Annotated in this window: 16 protein-coding genes; 6 read left to right on the top strand and 10 right to left on the bottom strand. The window is 58.8% G+C overall.

All coding sequences use genetic code 11. The features are described 5' to 3' along the window. Window position 1: 1 nt before the first annotated feature. Complete coding sequence (locus tag KDL09_RS04210) at window positions 2–1,987, bottom strand: DNA gyrase/topoisomerase IV subunit A (RefSeq protein ID WP_345781068.1); 1,986 nt, start codon at window positions 1,985–1,987, stop codon at window positions 2–4. 240 nt (window positions 1,988–2,227) lie between these two features. Between KDL09_RS04210 and KDL09_RS04205 the strand changes: the two genes are divergently transcribed. Both KDL09_RS04205 and KDL09_RS04200 read left to right on the top strand, forming a co-directional pair. Beyond that, window positions 2,228–11,443 (top strand): Ig-like domain-containing protein, encoded by a 9,216-nt coding sequence (locus KDL09_RS04205; protein ID WP_294381744.1) that lies wholly within the window; start codon window positions 2,228–2,230, stop codon window positions 11,441–11,443. Window positions 11,444–11,534: 91 nt separating this feature from the next. Continuing rightward, entirely contained in the window at window positions 11,535–12,182 is a 648-nt protein-coding gene (locus KDL09_RS04200; RefSeq protein ID WP_294381741.1) for a hypothetical protein, read from the top strand. A gap of 76 nt (window positions 12,183–12,258) precedes the next feature. On the opposite strand, the gene KDL09_RS04195 is transcribed toward KDL09_RS04200, so the two are convergent. Beyond that, complete coding sequence (locus KDL09_RS04195; protein ID WP_294381738.1) at window positions 12,259–13,995, bottom strand: ABC transporter ATP-binding protein; 1,737 nt, start codon at window positions 13,993–13,995, stop codon at window positions 12,259–12,261. A 70-nt stretch (window positions 13,996–14,065) separates the two neighbouring features. Between KDL09_RS04195 and KDL09_RS04190 the strand changes: the two genes are divergently transcribed. Next, on the top strand, window positions 14,066–14,815 hold the full coding sequence (locus KDL09_RS04190) for an RDD family protein (protein ID WP_294381735.1): 750 nt from the start codon (window positions 14,066–14,068) through the stop codon (window positions 14,813–14,815). On the opposite strand, the gene KDL09_RS04185 is transcribed toward KDL09_RS04190, so the two are convergent. Both KDL09_RS04185 and KDL09_RS04180 read right to left on the bottom strand, forming a co-directional pair. Beyond that, window positions 14,816–15,169, bottom strand: coding sequence for a hypothetical protein (locus KDL09_RS04185; RefSeq protein WP_294381732.1), 354 nt, complete (start codon window positions 15,167–15,169; stop codon window positions 14,816–14,818). Between the two features lie 77 nt (window positions 15,170–15,246). After that, entirely contained in the window at window positions 15,247–16,809 is a 1,563-nt protein-coding gene (locus KDL09_RS04180) for a glucose-6-phosphate isomerase (protein ID WP_294381730.1), read from the bottom strand. A 260-nt stretch (window positions 16,810–17,069) separates the two neighbouring features. Here KDL09_RS04180 and KDL09_RS04175 point away from each other — a divergent pair, with 260 nt between their 5' ends. Next, the gene (locus tag KDL09_RS04175; protein ID WP_294381726.1) at window positions 17,070–17,399 is read left to right on the top strand and encodes a Dabb family protein; all 330 of its coding nucleotides are present in this window, start codon (window positions 17,070–17,072) and stop codon (window positions 17,397–17,399) included. A 9-nt stretch (window positions 17,400–17,408) separates the two neighbouring features. Here the strand turns inward: KDL09_RS04175 and KDL09_RS04170 are convergent, their stop codons facing one another. The 6 genes from KDL09_RS04170 to KDL09_RS04145 all read right to left on the bottom strand — a co-directional run bounded on the left by KDL09_RS04170 (window position 17,409) and on the right by KDL09_RS04145 (window position 24,098). Next, window positions 17,409–18,155 (bottom strand): HesA/MoeB/ThiF family protein, encoded by a 747-nt coding sequence (locus KDL09_RS04170; RefSeq protein WP_294381724.1) that lies wholly within the window; start codon window positions 18,153–18,155, stop codon window positions 17,409–17,411. A 273-nt stretch (window positions 18,156–18,428) separates the two neighbouring features. Then, complete coding sequence (gene ispE, locus KDL09_RS04165) at window positions 18,429–19,268, bottom strand: 4-(cytidine 5'-diphospho)-2-C-methyl-D-erythritol kinase (RefSeq protein WP_294381720.1); 840 nt, start codon at window positions 19,266–19,268, stop codon at window positions 18,429–18,431. A gap of 6 nt (window positions 19,269–19,274) precedes the next feature. Next, window positions 19,275–19,937 carry a polyphenol oxidase family protein gene (locus tag KDL09_RS04160; RefSeq protein ID WP_294381716.1) on the bottom strand — a complete coding sequence of 221 codons (663 nt, stop codon included), beginning with the start codon at window positions 19,935–19,937 and terminating at the stop codon, window positions 19,275–19,277. A gap of 81 nt (window positions 19,938–20,018) precedes the next feature. Then, the gene (locus tag KDL09_RS04155) at window positions 20,019–20,465 is read right to left on the bottom strand and encodes a MarR family transcriptional regulator (RefSeq protein ID WP_294381713.1); all 447 of its coding nucleotides are present in this window, start codon (window positions 20,463–20,465) and stop codon (window positions 20,019–20,021) included. 240 nt (window positions 20,466–20,705) lie between these two features. Continuing rightward, a complete protein-coding gene (locus KDL09_RS04150; RefSeq protein WP_294381710.1) occupies window positions 20,706–22,244 on the bottom strand; it encodes an MFS transporter in 1,539 nt (512 codons plus the stop codon). A gap of 129 nt (window positions 22,245–22,373) precedes the next feature. After that, window positions 22,374–24,098, bottom strand: a complete 1,725-nt coding sequence (locus tag KDL09_RS04145; protein WP_294381707.1) for an SUMF1/EgtB/PvdO family nonheme iron enzyme — start codon at window positions 24,096–24,098, stop codon at window positions 22,374–22,376. Window positions 24,099–24,274: 176 nt separating this feature from the next. Here KDL09_RS04145 and fbaA point away from each other — a divergent pair, with 176 nt between their 5' ends. Continuing rightward, entirely contained in the window at window positions 24,275–25,306 is a 1,032-nt protein-coding gene (fbaA, locus tag KDL09_RS04140; protein ID WP_294381704.1) for a class II fructose-bisphosphate aldolase, read from the top strand. Between the two features lie 60 nt (window positions 25,307–25,366). Continuing rightward, window positions 25,367–25,611 (top strand): hypothetical protein (locus KDL09_RS04135; RefSeq protein ID WP_294381702.1); only part of this gene is annotated, 245 nt, incomplete at its 3' end.

Here is a 25,611-nt window from a genome sequence, read left to right as displayed (position 1 = left end):
CTCACGAGGCGTTCTCGCCGCTCTTTGGCTCGCGCACGACGCGATCCACCGCATGTTTGGTGATGATGTTGCCCTGCGACTCTCGGCCTTTTATGGCGATGGAGTTGAAGGGGAACTTGATCGACAGGTTGCGCAGATAGAGGGCCGGCTTGAGGTGGACGATGACGTTCTGGGCGTTGGAATCCTCCTCGGTCTCGTGGCGGATGAAATACAGGACCATCGAGCCGGGGGTGCCCTTGGTCAGCACGTACTCTTTGTCGCGGGTGATGCCGCCGACGCGGAAACGTTTTGCCATGAGATTCCCCTGGCGGCCGTCGCGATAGATCATCGTGTAGACAGCAGTGTCGTCCTTCTTGAACAGATTGACGTACTGCGGGTTTTTGCCCACAAAGAACTTCGGCGCGGCCTTGGTGACGCTCATGTTTCCTTCGCGGGTGAAGAAGATCACGTCGTCCAGCGGGGAGCATTTGCAAATGGGCTCGCCTTCACGTTTCAGGCCGGTGCCGGCAAAGCCGTCCTTCGCATTCAGGTAGAGAGTCTCGCCCTGCACAATGACCTCGGCGGCGGCCACGCGATCAAAGCTGCTGATGACGGTCTTGCGCTCACGGCCTGCACCGTAGGTCTTTTTCAATTCCTCAAAATGCCGGATGGTATACTTGGTCAGCCCCCGGAGTAACTTCTCCGCCTGATCGATCTCCTCCTCGAGTTCGCGGATCTGCTCGTCAGCTTCGAAGCTGTTGAACTTGGAGATGCGCTTGATTTTGATCTCCGTCAGACGCGCGACATCGTCATTGGTCACTTCGCGTTTGAGCAGGGCGAGGTGCGGCTTGAGGCCTTTCCAAATGGCGTCCAGGACTGCCTCCCAGGTTTCGCACTCTTCAATGCGGCGGTAGATGCGGTTCTCGATGAAGATCTTTTCCAGCGAGCTGAAATGCCATTTTTCATTCAGTTCGCCTAGCAGGATTTCGAGCTCATGCCCGAGTATCTTTTTGGTGTTCTCGGCGCTGGCTTTGAGCAGATCGTTCACGCTCATGAAGCGCGGCTTGTCGTCCTGGATCACGACCGCATTCGGCGAAAGCGAGATCTCGCAGTCCGTGAAGGCGTAAAGGGCCTGGATCGTCTGCTCGGTGTCGGTGCCGCTTGGAAGCTGGACGACGATCTCCACCTTGTCCGAGGTGTTGTCATCAACGCGGGCGATCTTGATTTTGCCCTTCTCGTTTGCGGCCACGATGCTGTCCATCAATCCACCGGTGGTGGTGCCATAGGGAATCTCGGTGATGACGAGTATGTTCTTCTTCGGGCCGTCTTCGATCTTGGCTCGCACACGAATGCGCCCGCCGCGCAGGCCGCCGTTGTAGTCGGTGGCATCCATGATGCCGCCGGAGATGAAATCGGGCAGGAGATCAAACTGCTCGCCACGCAATGCCGCAATGCTGGCGTCGCAGAGCTCCACGAAGTTGTGCGGCAGAATGCGGCACGAAAGTCCGACCGCGATCCCTTCGACACCCTGAGCAAGCAGAAGGGGAAATTTCACGGGCAAGGTCACCGGCTCCTTGTTGCGGCCGTCATAGGAGGCGGCCCATTCGGTGACTTTCGGGCTGAAGACGACGTCGAGGGCGAACTTTGACAGGCGTGCTTCGATGTAACGGGGGGCGGCGGCGTTGTCGCCAGTGAGCGTGTTGCCCCAGTTGCCCTGGGTGTCGATCAGCAAATCCTTCTGGCCAAGCTGCACCATGGCGTCGCCGATCGACGCATCACCGTGAGGGTGGTACTTCATCGTGTTGCCGACGACGTTGGCGACCTTGTTGTAACGGCCGTCTTCGAGTTCATCCATGCTGTGCAGGATGCGGCGATGCACCGGCTTCAGGCCGTCGTTGATGTGAGGAACGGCGCGTTCGAGAATGACGTAGCTGGCGTAGTCGAGGAACCAGTCACCATAGAGAGTGTCCACCGGCTTGTGCTCCACGGGAGCGGCGGATGGAAGAATTGGGGAAAAGGCTTCTTCAGCGGATTTTTTGGAGGACTTTTTGGCCACGGTGCAAAGGGGAAGGGAACAGGGGTGGCGAGGATAGGCAATGCGTGGGGGAGTGCAAGGACGTGAAGCGACGCGATGCGAACTATCAATTCGTGCCGAAGGTTCACGAGGCGAAAGCGCATTTACAAACTCCTGAATTGTGAAGGCGCTCAGCAGGAAGGTTGATCCTCGGTTTTGAAAACCTGCTCATCCATGATTCGCGGCATCGCTATTTTTCAGCGGGAATTCCGACGCCCGGGACGTCTGCTCAAGGGCCTGCTTGTACCGCTGTTAGTGCTCGGCTCCCACACCCGGGCTGACGTCGCCAGTCACGCCGAAGCCGATGCGCTGATGGCGGAGGCTGCACGGTTGGCACCAGCGGCCGAAGCCGTGGTGATGAACATTGGTGCGGTCTCACCAGCCGAATTTGCGACGAAAGGGAGTTGGAGTGCGGTCATACCATGGACGCCGCATATCCCGGTAACAGCTGCCATGCTGCCTGACGGACGGCTCCTCACCTACGCATCAAATCAGCGCACGACCTTTCCTGACGGGCCTCAATTCACCTATGCTGCGGTATGGGATCCGGCCACAGGCCAGTTCACCGAGATCAATAATGGGCGTCACGACATGTTCTGCGGCGGACTGTCGCTGCTTCAAGACGGCCGTCTGCTGGTGAACGGTGGTAACGGCATCAATGGAACAACGGCGCTGGCGAGTTTGTTTGACTGGCGCACCAACGAATGGATTCCGGCGCAGACGATGGCTGACGGTCGATGGTACAACACCAGCATCGCGCTGCCAAATGGCGAAGTGCTGACAGCAGGAGGCAACGGTGGTGGCAATGGCAATGGAACCATTGAGCAGTGGAACGCGAGTTCCGGGTGGAGGCGCATGAGCGGCATCGCCTGGCAAAACGTGGCCAATCCTCCGATCGCGAATGCGATCGAGACCAACTGGCATCCCTTTTTCCTCGTGGCTCCAGACGGGCGTGTGGCGCACTTCGGCCCCCATCCGTCCATGGACTGGATCACCACAAGCGGCACGGGATCGATGACCTCTGCGGGCGCCACGACTCCGGGCACCCAATACCCGAAACAGGGCGCATGGGCGATGTATGACGTGGGCAAGGTGCTTGTGACGGGCGGTTTCACCGCCATCGACGATGGAAGAGTGGTGAACAAGGCTTTCACGGTCGATCTGAACGCCGCGACTCCGGTGGTGACACCTGTGGCCCCGATGGCGAGTGCGCGCTCGTTTGCCAACTCGGTCATGCTGCCGAACGGCGAAGTCATGATCGTCGGAGGAAACACCTCCGGGCAATTTTTCAGTGACGTGGGGACGGTTTATTCGCCTGAGATCTGGAATCCCACTACCGGACAGTGGCGTGCCGTGGCGGACCTCACTGTGCCGCGAAATTACCACTCGCTGGCGATGCTGCTTCCGGACGGACGCGTCTGGTCCGGTGGTGGCGGATTGTCCGGGGATGCGCTGACTGATCATCAGGACGCGCAGGTGTTCACACCGCCTCAGCTGTTCAATTCAGACGGCACACCGGCGGTCAGACCTGAAATCACGGCGGCACCTGATCGCATCGGTCCTGCCACTGTTTTCACCGTCAACGCAAGTAACGGAGTGCAGTACTTCAGTTGCATCAGCATGTCTGGATTGACTCACTCGGTGAGCACGGGACTACGCCACGTTCGCTTCACGCACACAACTCCCTCGGCGGGTGTCTATGCTGTAAGCGCGCCTTCGAGCATCAACGTTCTCACACCAGGCTACTGGATGATGTTTGCCGTCGACGCGAACGGTGTGTGGTCGAAGTCTCACATCGTTCAGGTGACGAATGACACTGTTCCGGTCGTGACAAATCCCGGCCAGCAGACAGTGAATCAAAACAGCGTGGCATCCCTGCAAATCAATGCGAGCGCGGCCGGTGGTGCATTGAGCTTTTCGGCCAGCGGGCTGCCTGCGGGGCTTGGAATCAACGCCGTCACAGGTTTGATCTCCGGCACGGTCACGGCGGCACCGGGAACCTATCGGGCCACGATTCTGGTGAGCGAAGCGGGGCAGTCAGCATCGGTTTCATTCAATTGGATCGTCCTGCTGCCAAATCTCGGAAACGGCCAGATCATGCGCGAGTGGTGGACAAGTATCAGTGGGACCACCCTAGCCAGCCTGACCGGTAACACGGTCTATCCTGCCAATCCGAACGGTCGAGATCTGCTGTCCTCATTTGAGACACCTTCGAACTGGGATGACCAGACCGGACAGCGTGTTCGAGGCTTTCTCCATGTGCCGGTCACCGGACAGTATCGTTTCTACATCGCGAGTGACGATCAATCGAGACTGTTGCTCAGCACTGATGCCAATCCTCTGAATGCGGTGGAGATCGCGAGTCAGCCCGCATGGGTGCCGTCTGAGACATGGTCTTGGTACCCGCAACAGACTTCGGTGTTGATCACGCTTCAGGCCGGAACGCCTTACTACATCGAGGCTCTGATGAAAGAAGGAAACGGCGACGATCATCTCTCTGTGGGCTGGCAAAAGCCGGGCGACTCGACGGTTTCGGTCATCGGTGGCACTTATCTCTCGCCCTACCTGCCTGTTGAGAATCCTTCAGTTACTTGGAGATTTGAGGAACTGGCTTGGGGCGGTGTGAGTGGCGAAGTGAAAGCCGCCTCGTCGAGTCTGTTTGCCATTCAAGGCGCTGCCAGCGGCGGAGCAAACACCACCATCTCAAATCCGGCGCTTAGCGGCAATCCAGGCACAGGACGAAGCGCCTCGTTTGATGGCAGCAGCCAAAGCGTTGTGGTGCCCTACAATGCGGCGCTGAATCCAAATGATTTCACCATTGCCGCGTGGGTGCGCAGCGACGCGTCGGCCGGAACTGCGCGGTGCGTTTTGGCTTCGCGTGACGAATCGACCAGCACCAAACGAGGCTATGGTCTGTGGATCACGGCGGACAGTCGCTGGCAACTGCGCACCGGAGCGGATACCACGGCGTTAAACGGCGGCACTGTGTCTGTCGGACAATGGACGCACGTGGCGGCCACATTCCGCACGACGAGTGTCAGCGGCAGCACCCGAACAGGAGTTCGCAGGCTTTACATCGACGGTTCCCTCGTGGCCGAAGACAGTGGCATCTACGTGGTCAACCTTGCCAAACCGCTGGTGGTCGGAGCGGCTGACAGTCCGGGTACTGCGTTCTTTGGCGGGGCCGTGGACGAGGTCACGCTGCACCACGCACCGCTGTCCCTCTCGGACATCATCGAACTGCGCGATCTCCGCCATCCTACAGGCACGGTGCCGCAGAATCAGTCGCCTCAGATCACCAGTCCGGGCAATCAAAGCTCGGTGGTCGGAGCGGTGGTGTCACTTCCAGTTCTGGCAAACGATCCTGAAAATGATCCGATCACATTCAGCGCGACGGGACTGCCTCCAGGGTTGAGCATTTCATCGGGATCGGGAGTGATTTCGGGGACGGTGACCACCGCAGGCACCTTCAATGTGACCATTCGTGCGGATGACGGATTGAGCGCTCCTGCGAGCGTGTCTTTTACCTGGACTGTTTCTCCGGGGCTCACACTGCAGCCTCTCGCATCTGCGCCCAAGGCAACAGGCAGTTCTCTCACGTTTACGGCTCAGTCATCCAATGGAGTGAACCCACGTTACCGATGGAACTTTGGTGACGGCACGCCCGAGACGGCGTGGTCTGCGACAACGAGCATCACCCACACCTACGCGGGACCCGGGCGCTACTTGGTGACGCTCACTGCCACGGATGACACCGGCGTGGCCATCACCAGCACGTTCTACCAAGCGGTCTATGCGCCCTTGACGACCAGGAAGCCCAACATCTCCTCAAGCATTGCGTTTCAGGATCTGACCACGGGCAACGATCGTGTCTGGTGCGTCAATCCGGACAACAACAGCGTCACCGCTTTCGATGTCGTGACCAAGGCGCGCTACACCGAGCTCACCGTGGGCACTTCTCCTCGTGCGCTGGCCTTTGCACCCGACGGCAGGCTGTGGGTGACGAATTCTGAGACAGCGACGATCAGCATCATCAACACAAGCACTCGGAAGGTGGTCTCGACAGTCAGTCTGGCCCGTGGGTCACGTCCATTTGGCATTGTCTTCGATCCTGCGGGCACGGCGGCGTGGGTGGCATTGGAGGATACGGGCACCGTGTTGAAATTGAACCCCAGCACGGGGGCGCAACTCGCTTCGATCGCCGCAGGAGGCCCCGTTCGCCATCTGTCGATCTCAGCAGACGGGACGCAGCTCTATGCAACGCGTTTCGTCACACCACGTGTCGTCGGCGAAAACACCGCCACCCCCAATCTCACCGGTGCAGGCGGCCAGGTGGTGGTGATCGGCACGGCTTCGCTCGCGGTGCAGCGCACGATTTTGCTCAATCCAAGCACGGCGTCCGACACGGAGACGTCAGCGCGCGGACTGCCAAACTATCTCGGTGCGGCTGTCATTTCGCCCGATGGACTGTCTGCCTGGGTGCCGTCGAAGCAGGACAACATTCAACGCGGCACGTTGCGTGACGGACTCCCTTTGAATCACGAAAACACCGTACGTTCGATCGTTTCGCGCATTGACCTCGCCACGCAGGCCGAGCACCTGGCCTCGAGGGTTGATGTGGACAATGCCGGCATGCCGAGCGCTGCTGCGTTCGACCCATGGGGCATCTATGTTTACACGACATTGGAAGCGACCCGCGAGGTGGTGATCCTCGACGCGTGGTCTCGTCAGGAAGTCATCCGCTTTCCTGCCGGACGTGCACCACAGGGCGTGGTTGTCTCTCCCGATGGCGGCACACTGTATGTGCAGAATTTCATGGATCGTACGATCACGGTGCATGACGTGGGCGGCATTCAGCAGGGCGGCAGCAATGCGCCAACAACCAGTGCCACGCTTAACACCGTCACCACTGAAAAGCTCACGGCACAGGTGTTGAAGGGGAAACAGCACTTTTACGACGCCCAGGATCCCCGGCTCGCGTTGCAGGGCTACATGAGCTGCGCCTCCTGTCACAACGATGGCGGCCACGATGGCCGCGTGTGGGATTTGACCGGATTCGGTGAAGGGTTGCGCAACACCATCACACTCAGAGGTCATGCAACCCACGGCATGCTGCACTGGACAGGCAACTTCGACGAGGTGCAGGATTTTGAAGCACAGATACGCAACCTTGCAGGCGGCACCGGACTGATGACTGATGCGCACTTCAATGCAGGCACCCGCAATCAACCCCTCGGAGATCTGAAGGCGGGCATCAGCGCTGATCTCGACGCGCTGGCTGCCTATGTGCAATCACTCTCAACCAATGGAAACAGCCCGAACCGCACCAGCAGCGGCGCCCTCACCACGAGCGGCACAGCCGGACAGACGTTGTTCAAGGCACAAAATTGTGCAGCCTGTCACAGCGGCACCCGATTTACCAACAGTGCACTAAACGTCTTTGCAGACATTAGCACGATCAAGCCTGTCAGTGGCAAGCGCCTTGGCGGACCACTCACCGGTCTGGATGTTCCTACGCTGCGCGGCACGTGGCGGACTGCGCCCTATCTGCACGATGGCAGCGCAACAACATTGGCAGATGCCATCCGCGCTCATCAGGGGCTCACCCTCACGACGGCGCAGGTCGATCAGCTCGCGGCCTACGTCTCCCAGATCGATGACCTGCCGACCAATGCGCCTGCGCCGATCAATATCGTGCTCGCAGTCGCAAGCGCGACGGTCAACGGCACATTCGCCGTCACCGGAGTTCTCAGCGAGTCTGCCACCGGCTTCACTGTTACCGACGTGAATGTCACCGGTGGGTCAGTCAGTGGTTTCGCCCTCACGGGCACCAATTTCAGTTTCAATGTGACGCCGTCATCTCCTGCGGTGCAGATTGTCGTTCCTGCGGGTGTGATGACGGATTCCCTCGGCGTGGCGAATCTCGCCTCTAACACGCTCAACATCACCAACAGCTCGGATTTGACCAGACCGGTGGTTACGCTCGCGACGGTGAACGCCACGGTGAGCGGAGCTTTCAACGTCAGCATCACTTCGAGCGAAGTCGTGACCGGACTCGCCCTCAGTGATTTTGCCGTGACCAACGGTTCCGCATCCACGCTTACCGGCAGCGGAACGAGTTATGGTGTCACGATCACTCCGGTCGCCGCCGGGGTGGTGACAGTGATGCTGCCGTCAGGAGCCGTGAGTGATGTGGCAACGAACACAAATCTCGCCTCTAACACACTCAACGTCACCTACTCGCCGGGTGTCGTGCAGACGCTCAAACTGCAGGCCGAAGATTTCGATGAAGGTGGGGAAGGCGTCGCCTACCACGATACCGACACGGCAAACATCGGCCAGTTGTCTTCAGGGCTCAATTATCGCGACACCAGTGTCGATATTGAACCGTCGGAAGACACGGACAACACGCCTTCAATTGGCTGGATCGAAGCCGGTGAGTGGGTGCGCTACACCACCATGCTTTCGCCGGGAACCTATGACATCAAGGTTCGCATGGCCACGGTGCTCGCAGGTCCTTCCCGGATGCGCCTGCTGATCAATGGCACCACCGTCACCACGTTTAACATCACCGCGACCGGCGGATGGAACAGTTGGAGCGACTTCAGCGTGTCCGGCATAAATGTCGCCAGTTCGGGCTCCGCGGTTGTCCGGATCGAGTTCCCCGACGGCGGGGTTAATTTTAACTGGATCGAGTTCATCAATACCACAAGTGCGCCCGACACCACGCCGCCGTCAGTCGCACTCTCCACAGCTTCAACCAGCGTGAGCGCGCCGTTTACGGTGAACGCCGCCTTCAACGAACCGGTCACGGGTGTTACGTTGAGTGATTTCAATGTCACCAACGGCACCGCTTCTGCCCTTAGTGGCAGCGGATCTGCTTACAGCATTCTTGTGACTCCCGTCACAAATGGGGCTGTGACCGTGGCAATGCCAGCCGGTTCAGCAGTGGATGCTGCGAGCAACACCAGCCTTGCATCAAACGCTTTGAGTGTGAACTACACCGCTCCTGTCATTCCTCCGCCGAGCGTTGTTCTCACCACCGCTTCAACGAATGTCACCGCACCGTTCATGGTAACATCCACCTTCAGCCAGTCCGTGACGGGACTATCGTTGGCGGACTTTCAGGTGACCAACGGCACGGCATCGGCTCTCAGTGGCAGCGGATCGAGCTACAGTGTTACCATCACTCCGACCGCGGTTGGAAGCGTCACGGTAAGAATCCCGGCGGATGCGGCGTTGAACAGTGCAGGGACGAGGAACACGGTCTCGAACCTGCTCACCGTGAACTACGGACTCGCTGACACTACGCCGCCTTCGGTGGTGCTTTCCACTGTGTCAGCAAACGTCTCAGCTCCCTTTGTGGTCACTGCCACGTTTAGTGAGAATGTCACCGGACTGCTCGCATCCGAATTCATCGTCACCAACGGCACTGTGACCGCTCTTTCAGCAGCGGGTGCCGTGTGGTCCGTCACCGTGGCGCCGACAACGGCGGGTGACGTCACAATCAGTCTGCCGGCCGGAGCCGCGCAAGATGGCGCGGGCAACGGCAATACGGTCTCGAATATCCTCTCCGTGACGTACGCACCCGTAGTTGTCACGAATGGTCTCAGCGCAGACTACTACGTCGGCCAAAACTTCGAGCAGCTCAGCTTTACCCGCATCGATTCCACCCTCGATTTCACCTGGGGAGCAGGCAGCCCCGATGCACGCATTCCGTCGGACGGCTTCAGTGTTCGCTGGCAAGGATTCATCGTCCCGCTTTACACCGAGGTGTATGACATCGTTTCGGTGAGCGATGACGGTGTACGTCTCTGGGTGGATGGCAAATTGCTCGTCGATAACTGGACGGATCACGGTGAATCATGGGACACCGGGCTTGTCAGCCTTCAGGCCGGTGTTCCTGTCTCTGTCACCATGGAATTCTACGAGCATGGTGGCGACGCCACGGCCAGGCTCGTCTGGGAGAGCGCCAGCCAGGCACGGGGAATCATTCCGAACAGCCAATTGCTCGTCAGCGCAGCCAGCACAACTTCCGCGTCCTCGACGCTCACCACCACGCTTGGCTCAGCGTCTCCACCGTCGTCCTCAGACGCTGACAGTGATGGCACGTCCGATTTGTTGGAACGCGCACTTGGCAGTTCCACCTCCAGTGGCATCAGCCTGCCCGGCGAGGGACTGCAACTCATCGCACGCGATCAAAGCAGGATTGACGCCACACTCCTGCGACCCGCGGGGCAAAGCGGTTTCACCTTTGTGCTCGAAGGCACCGATGATCTCATCACCTGGACTCCTCTCGTCGTCGCCCCCACAGTCGTCGATCAAGGCAATGGCCTCGAACGCGTCACATGGAGCAATCTTCACACGCTCACTGGTCAGAGTCTCGCTCGCGGAATCATCCGTCTGCGCGTCACGCAGAGCGATGGCACCAGCGCGGTCAGCACGCCTGTGGGGTGGCAGGAGGCAGGTCTGCGCGCTGGCACCCAGAGTTTTGGGCTAAACCTCGTCAGTGACGCTCTGTTCACCGGGATCATCGCCAACGTCGGTGCCGACAGCTTCACGTTCGGCGAGCAGGCGGCCCTTGCGGCGAACGCCGATCCCACGCGGCGTTACTATCTCGAGGTCGTGAGCGGCCCGCAGACAGGTCACCGGCTTGATCTACTAAGCATCACCCCTGACGCCTGCGTCATCGCCACGGGCTCGGCAAACAACACGCTCGCCACGCCGGCTTGGACTGATCTCGCTGGCGTGCGTGTCGCATTGCGGCCGCATCGCACGCTTGGAGAGGTGTTTGACCCTGCGAACTTCCATGGAGCTGACATCGCCGTCAGCGCCGATCAGGTGCTGTTCTACGCCCCTTCCGGTTATCGCACCTGCTGGCTCTATGCGAACGGCGGCGAGCAACGCTGGGTCCTGAGTGGTGATGAAACGCTCTCCAGCATGAACGATGTGCCCATCCCGCCGGGCATGGGATTGATGGTGCAGATCATCACATCCATCCCTCCGACGATGCTCACGACTGGCAGCGTGCGCACAACCGCCTTCGCCTGTCCGTTGAAGACAGGCTACAACCTCGTGGCGAATCCCTGGCCACTCGACACCACGCCAGCCAAGGCCGGACTCACCAGTTCTGGTTTCGTCGCTTCTACATCCTTTGCCAGAGCGGATCAACTCCAGCTCTGGAAGGGCGATGCCTCCATTCCTGGAACCGGCTACATCGGCTACTGGCTTTTCCAGATGCCCGGTCAGCCGGTTCCCATCTGGATCCCCACGGGTGACGCCACCATGCTCTCCCAAAACGATGTCGCCCTTCTCAAATCTGGGCGCGCCACCTTCATCAAAGCCCAGCCCCAAACCGACCGTCCGGCCTGGATCATTCCTGCGCCATAACATTACAAAGACGTGCTGGAAACTCGCCCAGAGGTGATGATTGCGCGGAGGAAGCACATGCGCTAAAAACGCACAGGACATCCCTCCGCCTATGAAACCGATCCATGTCATGTTTGGGATTCTGCTCTGTCTGGGGCTGAGTGCGTGTCGAAAAGGGCAGTCACTGACGGAGAAACAGCAGGAGATTGAAACAGGGAAGCTCGACGAATCGCTGGCCTACGTGGCGGAAGAAATCGGCTGGAGCACGCGTGTCCCTGCAGGCTGGGATGTCATGACCAAGGAGACAACCAAGAAGCTTCAGGAGCAGGGGCTGAAGGCCATCGAGAAAACGGCGGAAGCGACAGTGGATGTCTCGGGACTCAAGCAGCTCCTCAATCTTCGCAAAGACCGCTTCAACACTTTGCTTTCAACGATCGAGCCCTATGACGAGGCCGCCGACGGCCCGTGGCAGGAAACGCACAAGGGCGTCATTGAGTTGATCAGAAACAGCTATGCGCAGTCGGGCGTGAAGTTGGGCCGGATGAAGTCAGGCGTGGAAACGATCAACGGACTGGAGTTCCAAACCTGGGAGGTGGAGATCATGCATCCATCCGGCAAAAGCGTCCTGGGCGTTCAGAAAATGTATGGCCGACTGATTCAAGGCTACGATTTTGCCATCACCATGACGACCAACAACGACAAGGATCGTGAGGCGTTGATTGACCTGGTGCAATTGTCCAAGTTCAGCCAACGCCAGTGAGAGGAAATGCCCCGACAAGTAAGGCAAAGAGGCCTGTGGTCTGTTGAACGAAGTTCTCCCCCCCAGATGGCATCGCTCATCCTGCAGGACGCTCGGCCGCGATGAGGGAAGTGCGGCACAGGCGGGCATACATGCCATCCTGCACAAGGAGTTCATCATGACTGCCCTGCTCAAGGATGCGGCCGTGATCGAGAACGTAGATTCGGTCGGCATTTCGCACCGTGCTCAGCCGATGCGCAATGACGAAACTCGTGCGATGGGCCATGAGGCGTTCCAGAGCCTCCTGAATCTGGCGCTCGGTCTCGGTATCGACGCTGGCGGTGGCTTCATCGAGAAGGAGAATTGGCGGATTGCGCAGCAAGGCGCGGGCAATGCTGATGCGCTGTTTTTCGCCAACGCTGAGTTTCACACCTCGTTCGCCTACATGGGTGTCGAGCAAATCAGGAAGTCGTCTGACAAAAGCGTCGGCATTGGCGCTCTTCAAAGCCTCCCAAAGCTTCTCATCCGTGGCGTCGCGACGACCGATCACCAAGTTTTCGCGCACGGTGCCGTTGAAGAGAAAACTTTCCTGCGTGACGTAGCCGATGTGACGACGGAGCCAGGCTTTGTTGAGTTCATGAACAGGGGCGCCGTCGATGGTGATGACGCCTTCATCGTACTCGTAGAAACGCGTGAGGAGGTTGATGAGCGTAGATTTGCCCGCACCGGTGGGACCGACCAGCGCGATGGTCTGACCCGGGTATGCATCGAGCGAAACACTGTGCACGGTGGGAGTTTTTCCCGCGTAGCTGAAACCGACATTTTCATAGCGCACATGCCCGGTGATGGTCGCCAGTTCGCGCCCGCCGGTGGTGTCAGCCTCGGGTTCCGCATCGAGGATGTCGAACACGCGCTCGCCGGCTGCGCGTCCGGCCTGCAGGATCTGATTGAGCTGGTGCAGGCTCTCGATGGGATCGTAGAAGAATTTGAGCAGAAGGAGAAAAGCTGTGAGGTCACCGGTTTGAATCCTGCCCGCCATGAGCTGACGCGCGCCGACCCAGAGCACGATGACCATGCCGATGCTGGTGAGAAAGTGCATGCCAGGACGGTAAATGGCCCAGATGCGCATGACGTGCAGTGTGGCGCGGCGCAGGGCGTCACTCGCTCGATTAAAGCGGGTGTGCTCTTCGCTCTCCATGGCATACGCTTTGATCTGGCGCATGCCTGAGACGTTGTCTTGGAGGAGCGAGTTCATGGCGCTGCTGGCCTTGCGAACCTTACGATGCCGATCGCGCGAGGTGCGAGTGTAGGTGAGGGCGCCGACGACGAGAAAGGGCAGGGGAATGAGCGCGTAAAGCGTGAGAGTGGGATCGGCCTGCAGCATGAACGCACCGACGACAACGATTTGCAGAACGGAGACGAGTCCTTGCTCGATGCCGTCGATGAGCACGCGTTCGACGGAGGGAATGTCCTCGGAAACAGTGGTCATGATATCACCGGAGGGGCGGTTGTCGAACCAGCGCAGGGGCAGGGTTTGCAGGCGTTGATAGATGTCGCTGCGAAGATCAAAGATGACCTTCTGCTCAAAGGTGTTGTTGAGCTGAATGCGCAGCGAATTGAATAGATGCTGGGCAAAGTAGGCGGCCAGAGCGAACAACGCGAGAGGCGTTATACGATCCCATTGCTTTCCTGGCACGACGACATCCATGACCTCGCGGGTGATGGACGGGAACACAATCACCATGAGCGTGCCGAGGATGGCGCACGCAATCTGCGCCGTTCCGAGCAATGGATAGCGACGCAGATAGGAAAAGACGCGGACGATGGTTTTCAAATGGGATGGGGGCTTGATGCAGGCTGGTTAGGAGCTATCTAGCATCCGGTCTTCAGCAACCGACAACCACATGAAATACCACCTGGCACGCGGCGAAGAACAGCTCGGCACCTTCAGTGATCTTGATGTAAGCGCCGGGCTGCGCAACGGGCGCCTCCTTCCCACGGACTTGTGCTGGGCGGAGGGCATGAAGGAATGGCAGGCTCTTGGGGAACACTTGCAGCGACTGGACGAGGAAGCCGGGGTGACACGGGGCGATCCGCCGGATCTCACCGCATTGCGGGAAGAAGTCAGGCAAGATCGGACGCTGAATGTCGAGATGGCCCCGCGAGGACTCAGGCTTGCAGCCAGGCTCATCGACTGGACAATGATGCTGGTCCCGCTCTTTGTGCTGTTCTCGGCCATGATGGATGCGGGCTTTGAGGCTGAAATACGGGATCATCAAAACGATCCAACAGCGTTGATAGATGCGCTGCAGCGGCAGATCGAAAAGGTGCAGACAGCAGGCAATCCAACCGTGATGACCATGAGCTGGCTTATGCTCATCATTGTGCTTTCGAATGTGGTATTGCTCGGAGTCCGCGGTCAATCGATTGGCAAACTCCTGACAGGCATTCAGATTGTACGTGCCCAAGATGGCTCCAAGGCCGGCTTTGTGAAGGCCGTGTTTTTACGGTGGTTCCTTTTCGCGGTCATCGAGAGCATTCAGGTGGTCGGACCCATCCTGTCACTTGGAAACGTGCTGATGATTTTCCGCAAGGACCGCCGTTGCCTGCACGACCTGGTGGCCGACACCATCGTGACAAGGCGGAACTACTGATCAAGGCAGCGGTGAGACGCCGGACTTGGTGTTTTCAAATTTGTTGATCTCGTTCATGTTCTCCCGCTGTTCGGGAGAAAGGGACTTCAGTTTCTGACGAAACGGGTAGGTCACCCCCATGACGAAACACGACACGTCCACCACCAGAATGATCATGGCAATGACAATGCCATAGCGCTTCAAGGCCTCATCAATGGTCTTGTTCCTGTTCACGGAGAAAGTCTCCGACTTGGCGAACATGGATTGAAACAATCGCCGCCAGCCACGCGGTTCACGAGCGATACTGAACGACCAGATGAACAGGGCGGTCAAAATGACGCAGGCGATTTGATACTGGATGGGAATTTCACGCATGACGACTTCTTGGGGCAAGCTTCCTCAGAGGAAGCGATTAATAGAATGCCCAACATACGTGTGCAAACGGCGATTTGTCACGATGCGGCAAATTGATCCTGAACGGGATTCACGCCTAGCGCCACAGTTTTCGCCAGACCGTTCGCTGTCAGGTGATTCAGCATGTGAAAGGCATCTTCGGCGTCGATCCCGAGCTTGGCCGACACCTCATCCGCAGTCATGCCCGTGCTTGTGAGCGCATCACGCACCTTGGCGAGCTGAGTGAGAAACTCAGTGGCCGCCTTTTTGCCTGCCTCAACCCCGGGTTGATGGTAAGCGTTGATGTTCACCAAGCCGGCGTAAAAGCCCACGGCACGTTCAAACAGGCCGATGAGCATGCCGAGGCTGAAGGCATTGATTTCTGCAATGCTGAGCGTGATTGATTCCCGGCCCTTCTCAGCCAGCGCCTTGCGTGTGCCCCGCAGGAAACCCTGCAGATAGTCGCCACTGGTAAATCCAGGCTCAACCTCAAAGGCGCCCGTGTCGCGTGCCTTGCGCACCTCGATGAAGGTGGCGAAGAAATTGTTCACACCGTCACGGAGCTGCTGCACGTAAGCATGCTGATCCGTGCTGCCCTTGTTGCCATAGACAGCGATGCCTTGATTCACCACTGCTCCGGAGAGGTCGTGCTCCTTGCCGAGGCTTTCCATCACAAGCTGCTGAAGATATTTGCTGAACAGCACGAGCCGGTCCTTGTAGGGCAGCACCACCATGTCCTTGAGACCCTTGCCTTTGCCTGCGTGATACCACATCAGCGCCAGCAGCATTGCTGCGTTTTCACGTGCAGGACGGATGCGTGTTTCTGCATCCATCGCCGCAGCACCGGCGAGGAACTGCCGCACATCCACACCCTGCAACGCTGCTGCAATCGTCCCCACGGCGCTCATCACACTAGTGCGACCACCCACCCAGTCCCACATCGGGAAACCGGCCAGCCAGCCCTGTGCCTTGGCGTGCTTGTCCAGTTCGCTGCCGTCACCGGTCACCGCCACGGCATGCTTGGCAAACTCAAGCCCTGCCTTCTTGTAGGCCGCCTCGGCTTCGAGCATGCCATTGCGTGTCTCCTTCGTGCCGCCGGACTTGGAAATCACCAGTGTCAGCGTCGTTGCCAGTTCGTCGCCGATTTCGGCAACCACGCGGTCAATGCCGTCAGGGTCCGTGTTGTCGAAAAACGAGATCGCCATCGGCGGATTGGCCGGGGTGATCGCATGAGCCACCAGTTGCGGCCCCAACGCGGAACCGCCGATGCCAACCACCAGCACGCGGGTGAACTTCTTTCCGTTGGCCGCCGTAATTACTCCCGCATGCGCATCCTTCGCGAACTTTAGTGTCGCCTCCAGAGTCGTGTCGATTTCCAGCTTCAAGGCCTCGCTCGGCGCGAGTTGCGAGTTCCGCAGCCAGTAATGCCCGACCATGCGCTTCTCATCCGGATTCGCGATGGCTCCGGCTTCAAGCGCATCCATCGACTTCATGGCACATTCAATGCGTTCAGCCAGCGTGGTGAAAAGACTGTCCTCGAACGCCATACGGCTGATATCGATGGAAAACCCGAGGTCGGAGTAGCGAACAAAATACTTTTGGAAACGGTCCCAGTGGCTCATGGCGGAGAGAGGATGAATGGATTGGAGTGTTGGCTGCTTGGCGTGTGCGGGCGTTCACGCATTAAGCCATGTTCAAAGCACGTCCCATGCCGCGCCGCAACCGGTTTGGACGCCAGACGCCAGGTGTGGGAGGGCTCACAAAAAGCAGGTGAGTCCCGGCTCCGTGTGCTCTTAGGCCGAGATTGACGTGAATGGAGAGCACGGCAGAATGCGCAGCCATGAAAGCCCGAACGTTTGCCTTTTGTCTCCTCCTACTCGCCATGATCTCCTCCGCTTCCGCCGCCGATGCTCCTTACCGCCATGTGGTTCTTTTCAAGTTCAAGGATGAGGCGACGGCTGAACAGGTGCAGGGCATTGAAAAGGCCTTCGGCGAACTGGCAAAGAAGATCGATACGGTGAAAGGCTATGAGTGGGGAACGAACGTGAGTCCGGAGGGGCTGAATGACGGCTTTACTCACTGCTTCTTCGTGACCTTCGCGGACAAGGATGGGCTCAACGTCTATCTGCCGCATGCGGAACATCAGGCCTTTGTGGCGAAGCTGAAACCACTGCTCGACAAGGTCTGCGTGGTTGACTACGTGGCGAAGTGACGCCGCACTTCAGCCGCACACGGCGCAGTCTGCCAGTTTGGGCAACTTCACTTTGCGAAACTGCATCGTGCCGAGGTCCATCGAGAGCAATTCTCCGCAAAGTGTGCTGCCGATGCCGGTGATGAGCTTGATCACCTCCATCGCTCCGATGCAGGCGGCCGTTCCCGACGTGGCTCCAAACACAGGGAACTGCCTTTTCCAATCCGCAGGCACCTCGGGAACATAGCATGCCAAACAGCCCGTTTTCCCTGGCATGAATGTTGTCACGCTGGCTTGAAGGGTGTGCATCGCACATTCGACCATCGGCTTGCCTGCGCGCACTGCGGCGGCGTTCAATGCCAAGCGTTCCTGGAACATCGGGGCGGCGTCCACCACGACGTCCGCCCTGGCGACAAGGTCACACGCATTGAGGGAAGTGACGTTTTCAGGCACGCCAATGACTTCACAGCGGGGATTGAGGTCGTGCAGCCGACGTACGATGGATTCCATGCGCGGCTTCCCGATGTGCTCGTGGGTTTGCAGGAGCTGGCGATTCAAGTCAGAGGGGCGTAGGTCACCACCATGCGCAAGAATGAGGCGACCAACACCGGCAGCGGCGAGTTCCAGTGCCACCAGCCCTCCCAATCCCCCGACACGCGAAATGAGCACCGAGGAGGCCTTGAGCTTTCGTTGGCCCTCCTCTCCCACGCCCGGCACCCACATTTGCCATTCATAAACGGCGCGCTCGTGGTTGGTCAGAGGGGGGAGATCAGGCATGGGTGAGGCTTAGAGAGACGGCGGAGGGGCGCGACTGCCTTCAGCAAAAACTTTTTTCATCTTTTTTCAACACTCTGTGAAGTGGCCAATCTAACCCCATCAACAGTTCATGCGGGGATTTCAGCCCTCCATAGACTGGGTCTTGAGAGTGATTGGTTGTTAACTAAAACCCTGCTTCACCGCAGGATTAAGTTGAGGTTGATCAAACCAGGGGCCGGGCGGAATCGGGAGCCGCCCGGCCCCAAATTTTTGGGAGGCAAAGCCTCGGACGCCTCAGCCGGCTGTTTGAGTAGGCTGAATCCAAGCCGTTTCACCGCACCATTCCCGGGCTTTTTCCGCCAGTTCTGCCGCCTGAACCGGGGTTTGAGTGATCGCAAACATGGTGCTGCCAGAACCGGACATCAAGGCTGCCTGAACCTCGCCGTGCTCGAGCAACCAAGTTTTCATGGACGGCAGGAGCAAGAACTTCTCAAAAACAGGCCGCTCCAGATCATTCACCATTGCACCCCAAGGGCAAAGTTGTGGAGCGTAGAGGACACCTGGCATTTCCTTTGAGGCAGCCCAGCGTTTGTAGGCCCAAGGAGTGGGAATGGGAAAGGGGGGCTTGATCAAGACAAGCGGCAGTTGCCAAGGAAAATCAGCCGCAGTCACCTGTTCCCCTCGCCCTGCGCCGTCAGCTGCTGGACTGTCGATGACGAAGCAGGGCACGTCAGAGCCTATCTGAGCTCCCAATTCAAGCAATTGCGCCTGAGACAATGGAGATCCGGCCAGTTGATTGGCTCCTTTCAGCACAGTGGCTGCATTGCTGCTGCCGCCACCAAGGCCGGCACCTGCCGGGATTTTTTTTTCCAAATGAATGCGCCATGAGGACTGCTTGCCGGTGCGGTTCTCAAAGGCACGCAAGGCACGCAGGGCGAGATTCGATTCATCCAGGGGTACGGTGGGATCAGAACAGGTCAGGGAGACGTCTTTGCCAGTGCCGCGAAGCTCGATCTCAACCGTATCTCCCAGTGCCAACCGACACAGGCGGGTCTGCACCTCATGGAAGCCATCGGCGCGCTTTCCTAGAATGCGCAGCCAGAGGTTGATCTTGGCGGGGGAATGAAAAGTCATGACAAATCAGGCGATGCGTCCCAGAAGCGCCAGCATGCGCCCCGTGCGGCCTTTTTCCATGCGGTAGGAATAAAACCGACGCAAATCCAAAGACGTGCAGAGTCCGGTGTCATGTATCTGCCGGGTCGGCACCCCGGCGTCCAGCGCTTGTTGCCGTATCTGGGCGGCAAAATCGATCTCGTAGGCGGGGGGACGGATGCAGGGGCTGAGTTGAACATGCAGGTCGGCAGGGTTGGTGCCGAAGTGGAGTTTCATTCGATCAATCGCGTGTGCGGTGATGCCGAACTCGGAACCTTTTTTGCCGGAATGAAGCACGCCAAAGGCCCCTGTGCGCTTGTCCACCAAATAGACGGCACAGCAATCAGCCACATAGATGCCGATCATCAGACCTAGCGTGTTGGAGATCATTCCATCCGTGCCTGAAATGATTTCGCCGCCAGGAGCGGAGACCACCGCCACCTCGCGCCCGTGAACTTGTTCGGCGATGCACAGAGAGGTTTTCGGAAAGCCCATTTCCTCGACCTGCGAGCGGTGCCATCGCCAAAGACGATCTACGACCACCGAACGCTCGGCATCCACATCGATCTCAGTGTGCCGCAGGGTAAAACGATGCGCAAAGCCGGGCAACTCTTCGAGAGCGGGGAAGGTCATCCACAGGTTGGCATTCATCGTCCCAGATGCTGTCATGAAAAAAACAAAGGCGCACGGACAAAACCATGCGCCTTTGCAAAAAGAGGGGAAGAAGATCGATCAGCGGACCTCCGCCGTGTCCAACGCACGATAGGAAGTCATGAAGCTGGCTGCGTCTTCTGAAGATGTTTCGCTCATGGCGTCGGCGATCTGGTTTTGCAGTTCGTCACGCAGACGGCTGACCAGTTCGATCCCACGGGAAGTGATGCGGACCAGCACCTTGCGGCGATCATCGACGGCGTGGGTGCGCTCCATCAGGCCGAGTTTTTCAAGACGGTCCACAAGGCCGGTGGCGGCTGCGGTGGAGTGTCCCATCTTGCGGGCGATATCCGTCATGGTCAGCTCCTTCGAGGTGGCGAGGTAGCTGAGCAGGAAGAACTGAGCGAAGGAGATGTTATCTCGGTTCAGCTCGCGGGAGAGATTCAGCAGGAACTCGCGCTGACTGAACAGGATGAAATCTGCCAGTTTGGCGTGGTCTTTGGCTGGGGTTTTGGTTCCGTTAATCATGGAGGTGGTTCCTTAGAGCTATGGGTTCCGAGAAAATCTCGAATTATGGTTAATGTAACGAGTTCCAAAGGTAGGATCAAGATAAAATCATAGAATCCATAAATTTTTACTCATCTCGGTTAAAAGATTCTTATTTCTGAGAGGTTAATATACGTGAATTATTATCCACGAAAGGATCGAAGGCAAGAAAACTTTCTCGCCCTGCTCCCTTCACACTGCCCCATGCATGAATCTGCTCCTTTACTGTAGCGAGCGCCCCTTGGTTTCTGGGGCAAACCAGACCAAAACCATGCCAACCAGATAAATGCAGGAAAGCACCGAGTAGGCATTCGCGGCTGACTGGATAGCCGTAACGTTCTCGCCTTTGAACATGAGCATGAGATTACCGAACTGCAGAGCTCCAATGGCAGCAATGAGACGGCCGAAGTTGAAGCAGAACCCCTGGCCGGTGGCGCGCACGCTGGTGGGGAAGAGTTCGGGGAAGTAGAGCGGGAAGAAACCGTAGAAGGAGGCAGTGATGCCGCCAAGCAGGAAGGCGCTGACCATCAGAGTGGAGGGAATGCTGTCACCGGTGAAAGGCACGTTGATCCGGAAGAAGCCCAATGAAGCAGCAAGGCTCGCAGCGCAAAGCAGTGTGTAGGTCACACGGCGTCCCAGTTTGTCGGCGATCAGGGGCGTGATCAGGGTCGCCAGAATGGCACCGAGCGCAGTGGAGATCACCACATAATCGATAATCGGAAGTGTGCTGCCTTTCGGGGCAAGATCGGAAGCCCAGCGTGCTGCCTGCTGCGCCGATCCCCATGTGCCCAGCAGGGCTACGGCTGCCAGACCGGCCCCGATGAGCAAATTCCGCATGATCGTGCTGCGGTCGGCGGACTGGGTGCTGCCGGCAGCCACGGAACGGGACATGTACTGACGCACTGGGTGCATGTAACCCCACAGAGCGACTGCCAGACCCGCCAAGGTCACGATACCGGCCACCCCACCGCCGAGCGACGCCAAGGGCGACCAGACGTAAATGATCCCCATGGCTGCCACGCACGCGATGAGCACGCCCATGAGATCCATCGTCGCCCAGTGCGAGGTGCTGCCAGACTTCTTTTCCTCCTCCCACTTGTGGGACTCGGGCACGAAGACGAGGATGAAGAAATTGATGATCGCGGGCAGTGCGCTGCTTACGGCGATGAACCGCCACGCGCGATTGTGCAGGAGGTAGTCGGTATTCTCCGGCGACAGGCCCATCGCGTGAATCCAGCCGGTCACCACGTCCAGGCTTTCATTGAGCCTCCAACTGATCAGTCCGGTCAAAAGGAAGCCGATGTTCGATGCCGCGCCGATCATCCCGGCGATCCATGCACGGTTCTTGCCGCCCCAGATTTCGTTCACCAGCGCGACGCCAAGCGCCCACTCACCACCCATGCCGAGCGATGCGATGAAGCGCAGTCCGGCGAAGTGCCAGGCCTCGGTTACGAAGGCGCAGAGCCCGCTGAAAATTGCATACGTAAAGATCGCCAGCGTCATCGCCTTGACGCGCCCCAGCTTGTCACCCAGCCAGCCAAACAGCACGCCGCCGGTCGCTGCGCCCACGAGGAAGACGGCGATGATCACGGTGAACCATTGTCCCTGAATGACGGCTGTGGAGCCAGGCAGCAGATCCTGCAATGCGGGTTTCCCGATCAGCGGGAAGAGTCCCATTTCAAAACCGTCAAAGAGCCAGCCAAGGAAGGCAGCAACAAGGGCGGCGACAGCGCCACGGGAGGAGGAGTTGGATTGCGTCATGAGTCAGGTCGGGGTGGGAGAGAGTGAAGTGAAGAGGTTGAACGCAGTTCGATGCCGATGGCGAGCAAAAAAAACAGGCCGCTGAGGTGGCAGCGGCCTGTCAGTGATATGTCGGGAGGTGACTTTCGGTTACTCCTTTGCCACACCGTTGTTCCAGGCGGCAAACATTTCTTCCACCGTCGGAATCTCCAGCGGACGCACGATGCGGAAGCCCAGCCACGTCGCGTCGGTCAGATACCAGATGCTCTTCGGGAGCTGAGGATCCTGCTGCTTCCACAGAGGATCGGAGGCCTTGCGCGCGGCACTGCGGCAGTACTCGGGATCATCGTCATACGTGCCGCCGCGGGCGACGTGAGGGTAGGGGGTCTTCGACCGCACCCAGTCGTTGCCGAGAATGGCGGCCGAAGGTGTGGTCGGCGTGTATTGATCGAGGCACCACTCGCACACGTTGCCGTAGATGTCGTAGAGGCCCCAGGGATTCGGCTTCTTCTTGCCGATCTTGGAGTACTGGAAGTTCGGCGCGTTGTCGAAGTACCATGCGTAATCCTTCAGTTGTGAAGCATCATCGCCGAAGAAGTAGGCGGTCTTCGTTCCGGCGCGTGCGGCATACTCCCACTCTGCTTCCGTGGGCAGACGGTAGAAGTGACCGGTCTGGGCGCTCAGCCACTGGCAGTACTTGTTCGCCGCGTGCTGGGTCATGCAGATCGCAGGGAAATGGTCACGGCCCATGCCGAAATCCATCGGCTGATAGGGCGGGGTGGGCTGGGAGATCAGATCTTCCGGCTTGTCGGTCGGCTTCCACACCTGACGGGAGCCGTCCTTGTTACGGCCAACACTGGTGAGCTGGAAAGGCTCGTATTCATCCCACGTCACTTCGTACTTGCCCATCCAGAACGGCTTCAGCGTCTTCTTCACCTGCGGGCTCTCGTCATCGCTGCGGCCCTCTTCGCCCTCAGGACTGCCCATCGTGAATTCACCGCTCGGGATCACGACCATGCTGAACGGGATGCCCGTCTTGGGGATCTTCGAATCATACGGCTTCATCTCCGCTTCCTTCTTCTCCTTCGAAGTCTGCACGATGAAGGCGTGGATCTTCTTCACCAGTTCCATGTTGTCCGGATTGTTCGTGCCCGGCGCCTTCTTCTCCTTTGCTGTCAGCTTCAGGTCATCCGGCCATGGGGCGCCCTGTTCGATCCACAGCTTGAGGAAATTGACATCCTCCTTGCTCAAAGGACCGCCGCTCTTTTTCGGTGGCATCAAATCGTCATCGTCGGCAGCCAGCGTGGTCGAGTGATAGATCGCGCTCTTCTTCAGATCAAAGGCCACGATGTTCGGCGCGTTCTCACCGGTGGTGAAGGCTTCCTTCTTCGTGCTCAGGATCAGATCACCTTTCGCCTTGTCAGGGTTGTGACAGGACAGGCAGTTCTGCTCCAGAATCGGCTGGATGTGCTTCTCGAACTTGATGCGCGGCGTCTGCTCCAGCACCACGCCTGCGGGCCAGTCGGCGCCCTGTTCGATCCAGGCCTTGATCACCTCGATCTGGCTCTTTTCCAGCATGCCTTCCTTCTTCGGCGGCATCGCCGTGTCCTCATCCGGAGCCAGCAGCAGCGTGGTGTAGATCGAGCTCTTCTTCAAATCTCCTGGCGTCAGGCCGGGACCGTTTTCGTTACCCTTTTTGATGTCCTCCAGTGTGTGCATCCGGAAGTCACCTTTGTCTTCCTTGGCACCATGGCAGTGCGTGCAGGCGCCTTCGAGCAGCGGCTTGATCTGGGTGTTGAAGTCCACCTTTTCCGCAGCGCCGAGAAGCGCGGGAGCAAGTGCCAGCAGAGAGACAAGAGGTCGGGGAGAAAACATGGGTCGTGCGGATAGCATAGGCTTGGGGGGATGTCCAATGCGAGGAAGCAGCCGGGCAGATTGCACCTGCTGCTGCTCCGTCTACCGAAGTGCGGATGGCCTCATGCGAAGCGCTTCTTGCACCCGGCCCGTTTCTTGCTTCCCTCGGGCGCTCAACTCCCTAACAACACCCTAAGATGCCCGTAGCCACCCCCGCCCAATACCGTGCCATGCTCGATGCCGCTCAGAAAGGCGGCTATGCCTATCCTGCGATCAACGTCACCTCCCTCCCCACGATCAACGGCGCGCTGAAGGCCTTCGCTGAGAGCAAATCCGACGGCATCATCCAGGTCTCCACCGGCGGCGGTGAGTTCGCCTCCGGCACCTCCGTCAAAGACATGGCCCTCGGCGCCATCGTTCTCGCCGAGGCCGTGCACATCCTCGCTGCGAAGTACGACGTCCTCGTCGCCCTCCACACCGACCACTGCCATCCGAAGAACGTCGAAAAATTCCTCAAGCCCCTCATCGCCGCCACCAAGGCGCGCCGCGAAGCCGGCAAAGGCAATCTCTTCAACTCCCACATGTTCGACGGCTCCGAGCTCCCGCTCGAAGAGAACATGAAGATCTCCAAGGAACTCCTCCAGCAGTGCGCCGAGCTCGAAATCATCCTCGAAATCGAAGCCGGCGTCGTCGGCGGTGAAGAAGACGGTCACGACACCTCGGGCGTCTCCAATGACAAGCTCTACACCACTCCCGAGGACATGGTCACCGTGTATGAAACCCTCAACGGCATCGGTCGCTTCATGTTCGCCGCCACCTTTGGCAACGTCCACGGCTCCTACAAGCCCGGCGCGGTGAAGCTCAAGCCCACCATCCTCAAGGACGGCCAGGCCGCCGTCACCGCCAAGTACGGCGCCGCTGCCGAAATGGACCTCGTCTTCCACGGCGGTTCCGGCACCCCGCTCGAAGAAATCCGCGAGACCCTCGGCTACGGCGTCATCAAGATGAACATCGACACCGACACCCAGTACGCCTTCACCCGTCCCATCGTCGCCCACATGATGAAGAACTACGACGGCGTCCTCAAGATCGACGGCGAGATCGGCGACAAGAAAGCCTACGACCCGCGTTCCTACCTCAAGAAAGGCGAGCAGGGCCTCTGCGACCGCATGAAGGAAGCCTGCGACGACCTCCTCAGCACCGGCAAGACCATCTTCGGCACCGTGTAAGACGGACATTCCTGTCCGTCCGTTCGGGGTCTCCCACTCCCACGAGGGCCATGCGAAAGCATGGCCCTTTCGCTTGGGAGTGGCGACGACTCGTCGGCTCTCCCCACCACGCCTCCCGCCTTCATCCCCAAGGAGAAAGCTCACTCCGGCTCCTCACCCGCCAATAGCTGGCAGCATCCCGGAGAGTCCGGAACGTCACCGCCTATTGGCTGGCAGCACCCCGGAGACTCGGACCTCTCACCCGCCATTGGCTGGCAGCACCTCGGAGACTCGGACCTCTCACCAGCTGTTGACTGGCAGCACCT

Origin of the sequence: Prosthecobacter sp., assembly GCF_020439865.1 — a bacterium.
Taxonomy (GTDB): Bacteria; Verrucomicrobiota; Verrucomicrobiia; order Verrucomicrobiales; family Verrucomicrobiaceae; genus Prosthecobacter.
The sequence above is the reverse complement of the archived record's forward strand: the minus strand, read 5'-3'. Positions and strand labels throughout refer to the sequence as shown.

Bases quoted from the DNA above. Each gene is read 5' to 3' on its own strand.
- KDL09_RS04175 (WP_294381726.1), top strand. From the start codon at position 17,070: ATGATCTCCTCCGCTTCCGCCGCCGATGCTCCTTACCGCCATGTGGTT.
- KDL09_RS04190 (WP_294381735.1), top strand. From the start codon at position 14,066: ATGAAATACCACCTGGCACGCGGCGAAGAACAGCTCGGCACCTTCAGT.
- KDL09_RS04160 (WP_294381716.1), bottom strand. From the start codon at position 19,937: ATGAATGCCAACCTGTGGATGACCTTCCCCGCTCTCGAAGAGTTGCCC.
- KDL09_RS04170 (WP_294381724.1), bottom strand. From the start codon at position 18,155: ATGCCTGATCTCCCCCCTCTGACCAACCACGAGCGCGCCGTTTATGAA.
- KDL09_RS04200 (WP_294381741.1), top strand. From the start codon at position 11,535: ATGAAACCGATCCATGTCATGTTTGGGATTCTGCTCTGTCTGGGGCTG.
- KDL09_RS04185 (WP_294381732.1), bottom strand. From the start codon at position 15,169: ATGCGTGAAATTCCCATCCAGTATCAAATCGCCTGCGTCATTTTGACC.
- KDL09_RS04155 (WP_294381713.1), bottom strand. From the start codon at position 20,465: ATGATTAACGGAACCAAAACCCCAGCCAAAGACCACGCCAAACTGGCA.
- KDL09_RS04180 (WP_294381730.1), bottom strand. From the start codon at position 16,809: ATGAGCCACTGGGACCGTTTCCAAAAGTATTTTGTTCGCTACTCCGAC.
- KDL09_RS04150 (WP_294381710.1), bottom strand. From the start codon at position 22,244: ATGACGCAATCCAACTCCTCCTCCCGTGGCGCTGTCGCCGCCCTTGTT.
- KDL09_RS04205 (WP_294381744.1), top strand. From the start codon at position 2,228: ATGATTCGCGGCATCGCTATTTTTCAGCGGGAATTCCGACGCCCGGGA.
- ispE (WP_294381720.1), bottom strand. From the start codon at position 19,268: ATGACTTTTCATTCCCCCGCCAAGATCAACCTCTGGCTGCGCATTCTA.
- KDL09_RS04145 (WP_294381707.1), bottom strand. From the start codon at position 24,098: ATGTTTTCTCCCCGACCTCTTGTCTCTCTGCTGGCACTTGCTCCCGCG.
- fbaA (WP_294381704.1), top strand. From the start codon at position 24,275: ATGCCCGTAGCCACCCCCGCCCAATACCGTGCCATGCTCGATGCCGCT.